The organism is Ferruginibacter paludis, assembly GCF_030409685.1.
Classification (GTDB): domain Bacteria; phylum Bacteroidota; class Bacteroidia; order Chitinophagales; family Chitinophagaceae; genus Ferruginibacter; species Ferruginibacter paludis.
In genome coordinates this window covers 298,979-309,282 of record NZ_JAUFQJ010000002.1, presented here as the reverse complement: position 1 = coordinate 309,282, position 10,304 = coordinate 298,979, and the positions used below count along the sequence as shown (strand labels likewise).

At 44.5% G+C, this 10,304-nt stretch carries 3 protein-coding genes; 1 reads left to right on the top strand and 2 read right to left on the bottom strand.

Features of this window, described 5'->3' with window-relative positions:
- Positions 1-236 precede the first annotated feature (236 nt).
- Positions 237-845: an HD domain-containing protein gene (locus QWZ08_RS03235; RefSeq protein ID WP_290335772.1), complete on the top strand. Its 609-nt coding sequence runs from the start codon at positions 237-239 to the stop codon at positions 843-845.
- Between the two features lie 120 nt (positions 846-965).
- Here the strand turns inward: QWZ08_RS03235 and QWZ08_RS03230 are convergent, their stop codons facing one another.
- Entirely contained in the window at positions 966-1,136 is a 171-nt protein-coding gene (locus QWZ08_RS03230) for a hypothetical protein (protein WP_290335771.1), read from the bottom strand.
- Between the two features lie 711 nt (positions 1,137-1,847).
- Positions 1,848-10,136 (bottom strand): DUF8693 domain-containing protein, encoded by an 8,289-nt coding sequence (locus QWZ08_RS03225; protein WP_290335770.1) that lies wholly within the window; start codon positions 10,134-10,136, stop codon positions 1,848-1,850.
- Positions 10,137-10,304 lie beyond the last annotated feature (168 nt).

The following is a 10,304-nucleotide window of genomic DNA, read 5'->3' as shown; positions in this document are numbered from 1 at the left end:
GGAGTAAATATACTACATTATTTGAGACCTGATCCATTATCTGAGAATTATTATTTCTGCCGTTCAAAAGATCTTTCAAAACAGCGTAATTGCATAAATAACAGAAAATAAATCAGTTAAAGGCATTGTTACCTATGCCTGTTCTATTCATATGCACCGGAGCACAATGTATCGCTGCTTCCCGCGTTTGGCATAATGATACTATTTAATTATTTTGGTTATGTTTGTATTAACTTATGCCTGAAAAGCTATATGAAACCATACGCTCCGCCATCTTGCTGAAACTTAGCAACGGATTGGCAAAAGACCTCTTCTATCATGGTGTGCATCATACTATTGATGTGGAGCAACAGGCAATCCGCATTGCGCACAGGGAAAAAATAACCAGTGCCGGAGACTTATTTCTTTTAAAAGTGGGCTGCCTGTATCATGATACCGGATTTCTTTTTACTTACCGCGAGCATGAGCTGGCAGGCTGCGAACTGGCCAAAAAAGAATTACCAGCTTTTGGCCTGACACAACAACAGATACAAATTATTTGCGGATTAATTATGGCCACAAAAATTCCCCAGTCGCCTAATACGCAGCTGGAAGAAATTATCTGTGATGCGGACCTTGACTACCTCGGCCGGGATGACTTCTTCCCCATCAGCGACACCCTGTTTGAAGAATTAAAGGCACGTAACATTGTGGCCGGTAAATACAACTGGAACATTATTCAGATGAATTTTTTTAAGCAACACCAGTATTGCACGGCTACCAACCTGCAATTGCGGGCGGCTAAAAAACAGCAGCATCTTGAAATAATTGCCTCGGAGAACGAAGCCATACAAATTGGCTTGTAATCATCAAAAAGCCCGCCCTGGAAGGGCAGGCAACAAGTCACGCTATTTGTATTTTTGGGAGATGACCGTACAACGGGCACGCCCCGGTTTATCCCTCTTTAATTGGTGGATTAATACCATCTAATCTTCATTCCGGTCATTTCTCCGTGACCGTAACAGTTCTTCTCTTCTGTTGGGCGACTGGTTGATTACCGGTTGCAAAGCGGGTTGCGGCAACAACGACAATAATCCTTTTTTTACAGCGTCCAATACCTGCGACCAGTTTTCAAGTGCATACAGTTTACTCTTCATACAATTTATTTAAAAATTAAAAACATCTTGCTGCTGTTAAAGGCAGTTTGCTGAAAAGGAAATTCAAAAGGGTAAAGGGACTGATTAACGGGTAATTTTTCAACAGGTTTTCGGACGGTATCAATTTCTTACACAGTATACAATTAATCGGTGTGTCAGGATTTAAATGCCTTGTTAAAAGCATCATAAATACGCAGCCTGCACTTGTAATCAACAATTATTAACCTGTTCAAAAGGAACTGGCTGGCAGCATTTAATTTTAAGCTAATAGTAGTTAATACAACGATGTACTGCTACCGGTTTAAAAAAGTAAATTTTTGCAGAGGATGGTAAGATGTGGTTGTAGAAAAGATAAGCTGAGATGAAGGTAAGAAAAAAAATGACACTTCCAATTTTTACGTGGGTGTTTTCGACGAACGGAATTGCCCTTGGTTGCAGGTGCTGTGTGTGTAAAACCAAACCTGACTAACAACAATGTCTCATTCGAATGTCCTTCGGATGAGACAATTGGTGACTGCTATTCTTCCGGAGGACTATGAAGGTTGGCAACCCCGAGCCTGCCGGCTACCTGCCCCTGCGGCAACAGCAGGTGAATTGCTTCCATGATCCGCACTTACCCCTGGCTTTGAGTGGGAGTGGCCATACTAAAAAAAAGCTGCCCCGGTATCGGGGCAGCAGGGGTAATTCATGTGTGGAAGAATAAGGTATCCGTTATTGTACAATCACTTTGACTGTAGTTATTTTTTTGTCAGGCGCTGCAATTTCCAGCTGGTAAATACCTGCGAGTATTTTATTGGCAGGTGTGATGGTTTCTGTAGCAGTACCGCCCATGTGGGCAATGTAGTTGCTCACCACTACCTGGCCAAGGTTGTTCATCAAGCGCACGGCATACCCGCCTTTCGCCATACCGTTCATCTGCAGGTGAATGGTATTTTCTGTTACCGGGTTAGGGAACACATAAATGGCAGGTGTGCTCCTGTTCAGCTTCACTTTTACAATATTGCTATACCCAATCACATCATTGTAACTGATGCTGCGGATACGGTAGTAATACTGGCCAAGCGCAGGCGATACATCCAGCCAGTTGTAAGCAACAGCCGATTCACTGTTTCCGGCAGAAGCCTGGTCGGCTACTTTGGTAAAGTGCGTACCATCTGTTGAGCGTTCAATCTCGTAGCCTTTGATGTTTTCTTCGCTGACCACATTCCATTGTACCCCGATATCGCTGGCGAGCACATTGGCGGCCACATTGGTGTACACCACCGATGGTTTAAACACTACCCTGAAGCGGTTGGCAGCTGCGGAAGCTTTATTGCTGGTGATTGCAAAATTGATTTTAGTAGTACCATTCATGTTGATGGGCGTAGCTGTATGCGTGAACTGATCCTGTACAAAACCTGCCAGATTATCCCTATCTAAATTATTTGCAATTAACTGGAACTGGTATTTCTTAGCGGTTGTCCTGGTGAGCTGGTAAAACAACGTATCGTTCATTGCTGGCAGCGGCCTTCTATCGGCTGCCAATGAAACACCATTGCAAAGCAGGCTGAATGTTTCGTTTGTATTGGTCATTTTTTTGGCGTCCATCCAATCAATTCCCGGGTTGTAACTGTCATCAAATTGTGCAAGGTTGCCATCTGCGAGGAACAGGCTGTCTTTATTTGTGAATGCATACAAATTAGTTGAAAGTGATGTTATTTGAGCAGCAGGGCTCATAGGCCTGAATACGCCGCCTGGATTGCTGTAGGTTGACTTGTTGCTTTCATTAAATACCAGCGAGGCAGCTCCCCCCGGGTTATTGATGTAAAATGCCTGGCCTGATTGAAGGGTCGTAGTCGGGTTACCCGGCGAACCTGCTGGTACTGGAAAATAGCTGCCCGATCCTACAGGAGATTCAATAAAGGTTATATATGCACCGGTTGTATTTTGATATGGGTTCCAGGTATATAAAAAGTTAGTGAGGTTAGTCCTGGGCAGGGTTCCAAAATCTACTGGTGATGCATATGGATTACCAATCATGGTAAAAGAGCCTGGTGTTGGGTCAGCCGGAAATGACTGTATTCCGGTTTGTAATTTACCAGTGCTGCTTATAACTGTTGGGCTAAACACATAGGGGGCAAAATTAGCCAGGTCTCTATCTCCTCTTACGAAAAGGAAATAGGGGATATTGGTTGAACTGGTTCCTCCGCTGGACAAAGTAGCAGTTTTAGTGTTGTTAATTATAACTAGGGTTTGATTGCCTACTCCCTGCTTTAAAGTGCTATTGAGGTATGTTGAACCTCCGTCAAGTCCGTTGGAAGCTGTTGCAACGTCAGTTCCTGTTATGAGCGTACCTTTTCCGGGAGCTACATCGGACATTATCCCTTTGTTCTGCCAGTTGTCGAATATACTTCCTCCTTCGTAAACCGGTCCGGTAATCAACTTCCATCCCCTGTTTTGATAATAACGTTCTACCGTAACACGTCCTGCTCCTGAATACAAGATCGTTCCGCCCACTATCCCTACTCTTGCGGTGGTTGCCGACGTTGAACGCAGCACAAGCGTATCATTTAAGGTTAGTGTACCTGATGTTGGTGTCAAAGCACCATACAGCGATACTTTATTATTTAAGGTAACCGCAGCACCTGCACTGTTAATGGTTAAGTTATTCAGCGCATTGGTTGTACCGTCAGTTAATTGGTTAAAGTTAATGGCACTTGAACCTGCAGCATTGAAACTTAGATCGGATGCAGGTGACCCTTTAAACGACCCGGTGCCCATTGTTACAGCCCCGGAATTGGTTAAAGAAAATCCATTCAGATCAACCGATGCAGTGCCTTGCAATGTAAGTGTTTTGGTAAATGAGGCGGCCGTTAACTGAGGTTGGTTGCTCACCGCCGGAACAATGACATCCGAAAGTGATGTTGGTATGGCAGCACAAGACCAGTTACCCGGGTTTTGCCAATCGGTACTGATAGCACCGGTCCAGGTATTGGCAGCTGTAACTACGTTTGCAGGCAACGATGATGCGGATACACAACTTGTTGCAGTATTGGTAATAACAACGCTGTAGTTGCCGGTTACCAGTGACGTAAATGTGGCTACATTGCCGGGATTGGTGGCCGTAAGGGGTACTGTCCAGGTATAGCTATAGGTACCGGCTATGCCAGGAACTGCGGTGATTGTTGATGGCGCACCACCGCACACCGTACTTGCATTAACCGTTACGGTTGGAACAGGATTAATGATAATTGTAGCTGTTGGCCCGGTAAAGCCTGTCGTGCGACTACAAGTTTTGGTATCAGTAACAGATACAAGTGTATAGGTGGTAGTTAACACCACCGGTGTAGTAAATACGTTAAACGGAGTACCGCTTACAACATTGTTTACTGTGCGGTTAGCTACCCCATCATTGTAAACTACAGTAAATGGTCCCGTGCCTGCAGTTGCCGTAAAGGTGAGTTTTCCTGCGCCCGTTCCGCAGAAAGGGCCGTTGGCTGTCAATGATCCCTGGGCCAGAGGGTTTACTGTTATTGTAACCGGAACAGGTGTAGAAGGTGTACAGCCGCTTGTAGATGCGGTCACCGAATAGGTAAAAGTCCCATCTGTCGGAGGTGTAAACGTTACTGATTGGGTATTTGTTGCTGACAAATTAGTAGCCGGTGACCAGCTGTAATTAATTGTATTAAATACTCCTACACCGGTAGGATTGCTCGTACTGTTGGTAACTACAACATTATCCACTGCCCAGTCGCTACCTGCCACACCAGTGTAGGCAAACCTTATTCTCATATTGGTTTGCCCAAGATAAGCATTCAGGTTAAAATAATCTGTTGCATGGAACCCATTTGTAGGGCCGTAAATTACACCTGGCGCCGGGCCAGATCCAGTATAGGTCTGAATGGTTGTATAAGTCGCACCACCATCCTTGGATACTTCAATTTTTGCTATAGCACCAGCAGAGAGATTGTAAGCCTGGTTCAATGCAAGGTAAGCAGCTGAAAGGCCAACCAGGCTAAAAACAGGCGTAACCAAATTGCTGGTACCCGGCACTCCTGTACCGGCAATGATCGCAAATTTACCGTCAGAATTATAGACTTGGCCATTCCAGGTGTTGGAATTCGCCGCAAACCCCCATCCGTTATTAGCTTCTCCATTACTGCTTCCGGCAGCATAGCCACTCCAGCCGGGAGGATTCGACTGGCCAAAGTCGCCACCGGTAATTACCAGTCCGCTGCTGGTATATCCAGATGCCGTTAGTATGACCGGTATTCCAACACAAGTAATCGCTGAAAGCGGGTTTGTACTAATAGTAGGGTTAAATACCGGGTTAACTACAATTTGTGCTAAGCTTGAATAAGCTAATGTACAAACGTTGCTTTTTACCTGTACCCTGTATAAAGTTGTCTGTGTAAGATTTGTATAACCCAGGCTTGTATTGCCGTTATTTCCAATATTGGTCCATGTACTTCCACCATTTACAGATTGCTCCCAGTCTAATACCGTTCCGGTATACGTTCCTGGAGATAAGGCAATCGTACCGGTATTAGCACCGATACAAACAGTCGTTGGCGTAGCAGGTGTTAAGGTACCTCCAACCGATGCGGCATTGACAACTATTGTTCCCGTAGCGCTGATAGCACTACACCCCCCGATTAAGGGAATGGAATAATTGAAGGTGCCGGCAACTGTAGGTGTTCCAGAAATAGTGATTGTATTGGATGACCACACTGCTGTTACACCACCCGGTAGCCCCGATGCCACACCAATACCTGTTGCACCCGTTGTTGTATGGGTAATTGGAGTTAAAGCAGTATTGATACACAAGGTTGGGGTTGATGAAGCAACGCTAACCGTATTGTTTGGATTAACCGTAATTGTTCCGGTGGCGTTTACAGTGCTGCAACCCCCTGTTAACGGAATGGTGTAGTTAAATGTGCCTGTTGCAGTTGGGGTACCGGAAATGGAAATGGTATTAGCTGCCCAGGCTGCTGAAACCCCTGCCGGTAAACCTGTTGCTGAACCTATACCTGTTGCTCCAGTAGTAGTATGTGTAATATTTGTTAAGGCCGTATTTACGCACAATGTTGGCGTTGATGAAGCAGCACTAACGGTATTGTTTGGAGAAACTATAATAGTTCCTGTAGCACTTACAACACTACAGCCTCCGGTTAATGGTACTGTATAGTTAAATGTTCCTGATGCAGTTGGTGTTCCTGAAATAGTGATGGTATTGGCTGACCATGATGCTGTTACGCCTGCTGGTAAGCCTGTTGCAACACCAATACCAGTGGCGCCCGTTGTGGTATGTGTAATATCGGTTAATGCTGTATTGATACACAGTGTTGGCGTAGAAGATGCGGCACTTACGGTGTTGTTAGCGTTAACAGTTACCGTCCTGGTAACCATTGCCGAAGTACCGTTACAACCTGTTGCGGTTACCTGGATGTCGACAGTACCTGAAAACCCGTTCGCCCATGTCATAACGCCAGTAGTAGCATTGATTGAACCTGCTGCCGCGTTGCTTAATGACCAGTTAAATCCGGTTCCATTGGTTACCGTTGTGGCATAAGTTGTAGTGGTAGTTCCGTTTGCTAACTGGCACACCGGATCTGCGCCGCTGCTGATTGTTATTGCAGTTGGCACGCCTACCGCTGGTGTAATAGTTACAGAAGTTGTGGTGGTAATGGGGGCACAATTGGCCGATGCAGGCGTAATGGTATATGTTACTACATAAGTGCCTGCCGTACTGGTGCTTGGTGTAATGTCGCCATTGGCCGCATTGATACTTAATCCCGCTGGTGCAGAATAGTTGCCACCCGTAAATGTTCCGGTTCCGTTTAATGTAACATGTTGTGAAGAGCCGTCGGTTTGACAGAAAGGTGCTCCTGCGTAACTGATTGTAGCAGTCGGAGAACCGTCCACTTCGACGGGAGTCGTAGCTGAAACAGGGCATGCGTTTGGTGCATTATAAGTAACTGTATAAGTGTTAGGCGTTGATGTACCCGGTGTTATGGTACCCGTTGATGAATTAATTGAAAGGCCGGCGGTGGACGAAAAAGTACCCCCGGTGAAAAGACCGGTAGGATTAACAAATCCCACTGGCTTTACAGGATCCGAAGTACAATAAGGCTGAAGTGCGTAAGTGATATCACCGGTAGGAGTTTCGCTTATCGTTACCGTTTTAGTGATTTCGATATCACCGCAAGGAGCACCCAGGGATATCTTTAATGTAACATCGTATTGGCCGGGTAAACTGGTAGAGGGTGTAATTTCACCTGTAGCTGTATTTAATGTTAGCCCCGTTCCAGTATAAGAATAGGTACCGCTGGTAGCAGGTGTAACCGTTGGAAGTGTAGGCGTTTTTGCGAGACACAGTGGATTGCCATTGTTATATGTAAATGTTATTGCGGGACTTGCCACAATAGTAATATTTGCCGTAGCTGTTACTACGGAGCACCCACCGGCCGCAGCGATTGTATAGGTGATGGTATGCGATCCGGTGGTACTTCCGCCAGGCGTAATGTCGCCCGTTGCAGCATCTATGATTAATCCGGCATCAGAAGAATATACGCCACCGGTGGTTCCGCTAAAAGTGACGGGCTTGGCGGCCTGGTCAGTAGAACAAAACGTACCCCCAGCATAAGAAATAGTAGCGGTTGGGGTTGGCGTAATGATCACATTTACATCCGTTGTTGATGCAGGGAAGCTAGGCGAAGTAGTAGCCGGAATATGATATGTGATCGTATATGTTCCTGCGATTCCATTGGGAGTAATTGCTCCGGTCGAAGAATTAATCAACAATCCGGACGCGGGGCTTACAGAATAAAAACCTGCGCCTCCATTATTGTAATTACCAGTACCAGTTAAGGTAGCCGGATAAGTTGTGTTGTCTGTAATACAAAAAGCGTACTGGGTGTAAGTAATGTTCGCAGTAGGCGCTGCGGTAATGCTTACCTGTGTAGTAGCCGTAATCTGGCCGCAACCTCCCGCCGCTGAGATGGTATAGGTAACTGTGTGCAGCCCTAAAGTACTGGTATTAGGTGTTATGGCACCCGTTGCAGAGTTGATTGTAAGACCTGCATCAGAACTATAAGTACCACCTGTGTATGCATTGGTACCTGTAAGGGTAACAGCTTGAGAGGTACCAGTTGTATTCGCAAACGGGGATGTAGCATAATCCAACAAAGTAATTGTTGGCGCCTGGGTAACAGTAAGTGTTGCTGCACCCGACGTAACTGAGCCATTTATGTTGGAATAAGTAGACCTGTATTGATATCCGCTCATAGACATATCAGGAGCGGTAATGGTTAAAGTACTGGTAGTAAAATTTGTGTACTTGCCACCATCTGTTGCGCCATTTACTGGCACCCAGGAGGAACCGTCGAACCGCTCCCATGAAACTGTTGGTGTTGGAGTCGACGTACTTGCACTGGTAATGGAAATATTATTGCCCAAACAAACAGCCACATTGGTCGGCTGCGTTGAAACTGTTGGTACACCGGAAATTTCACCAATAGAAAAATCACCATAACCGCTTAATCCAGTCGCTTGCGTGCTGGTGGTGGTTTTTATACCGGTTACGGTGGTCGCCCAACCTGGAACATATTCCCGAACTACAAAATTTACCGTATTGGCACCGCCCAATATATCGCCTGCGACAAATCCAAAGGTAGCATCATAAGTACCACCTACGCCGCCAGAAGTAAGTGTCCAATAACGGTTAACGGCTTTTGCACTGTTTAACCCTGACGAGGCAATTTGAGGATGCAGGCCTGCTGTAGCTTTTACATTTAAAAAGCCGGCGGTAAAACCAATTGTTGTATAATTGACTGCAACCGGGCTATAGCTCACCGCATCGCCAACATGCAATATAACGGCACTGGCAGATGCAATAAATTGTTGAAGATTTCCATTTATCCAGCCATTGGTTCTTGAAGCTGACCCTCCATTGGGGATAATAACTTTATTTCCCCCGGTTGTCAGCACTCCGTTCGTAAGAGCAAGCGATTGATTTATGGTAATGTTTCCACCTAATGATGATATTCCAGCTATGTTGTCAACAGTAAGATTATTGAAAGTAAAAGAGGGAATAGCTTGGGCAGTAGTTCCATTAAAACTGACTGTACTGGTTCCGATTGTATATGTTCCAACGCCAGGAGTAAATGTTCCACTAATTCCTATTGTTGGTGAATTAGCAAGAGTTCTGTTACCATTCCCACTATTACTAAGATTAGCATAGTTAACTCCTTTTATGATTTGAGCTTGGTTAGAATTGTAATTAACTGTGGTCCCGTTCGCAATATTATTTATCCCGAAATTTGGATAATTAGTACCACCTCCAACTCCATTTATTCCGATATTAAAAATACCAGATGTAAGCGTAAACGTTCCCGTAGCCGTTAATTGAAATCCCCCATCATTAAAAATACTATTAGCAGTGGTGTTTCCAATTGTAAGATTAGTTATCGTTCGTGTAGCTGTTGAAGTAACAGCAACTGAATTATTAATAAAGACACTGGTTGGACCTGAAGCTGATGGCCATTCCCCACCAACTACCTTTGCAGTAGTTCCTGTATAAATTAATACTTTTGTTGTTCCGTAAATTAGTGATTGCCCACTCAAATTTATAAATCCATTCCCTTGTATCGTTACAGTTCCGTTAACTGTAAAATTCTTATTACCTAAAGTGAATGTTATTCCATTATTTATTTGTAAATCGAAACAGGTTATTGTACTTCCGCTGTTAACTGTTACTGGGCCATTGATTATCACGTTATCTGTGGTAGTTGGAACCACTCCACCAACCCAGGTACCGCCTGTATTCCAATTACCTCCGGCTGTGGTACTGGTTATAGTTCCAGCATTTGCCCAAAAAGCAACCACCGATAACGAAATCAATAAAAATAAATGCTTGAGCAGTTTTGCAGGAAAACAAAAATTACTAATCAATGATTTTTGATTAGATAAATTAACTGATCTGCCATTAAAATTCTCAGTGGAGCGTAAACTTATTTTCATACCATTAGTTTAGAGGTGGTAAAGCCGAATTATTAATTTTATTATAGGGTAAGCGTTTGCTTTTTTAGGGTTTAGCACGGTGCTACTGGATAATAAAAAAAGTCGGCCGCAATAAACTACGGATCAACGGAAGGCTGATTTTTGAAGGGATAAGAAGGAAATTAAAAG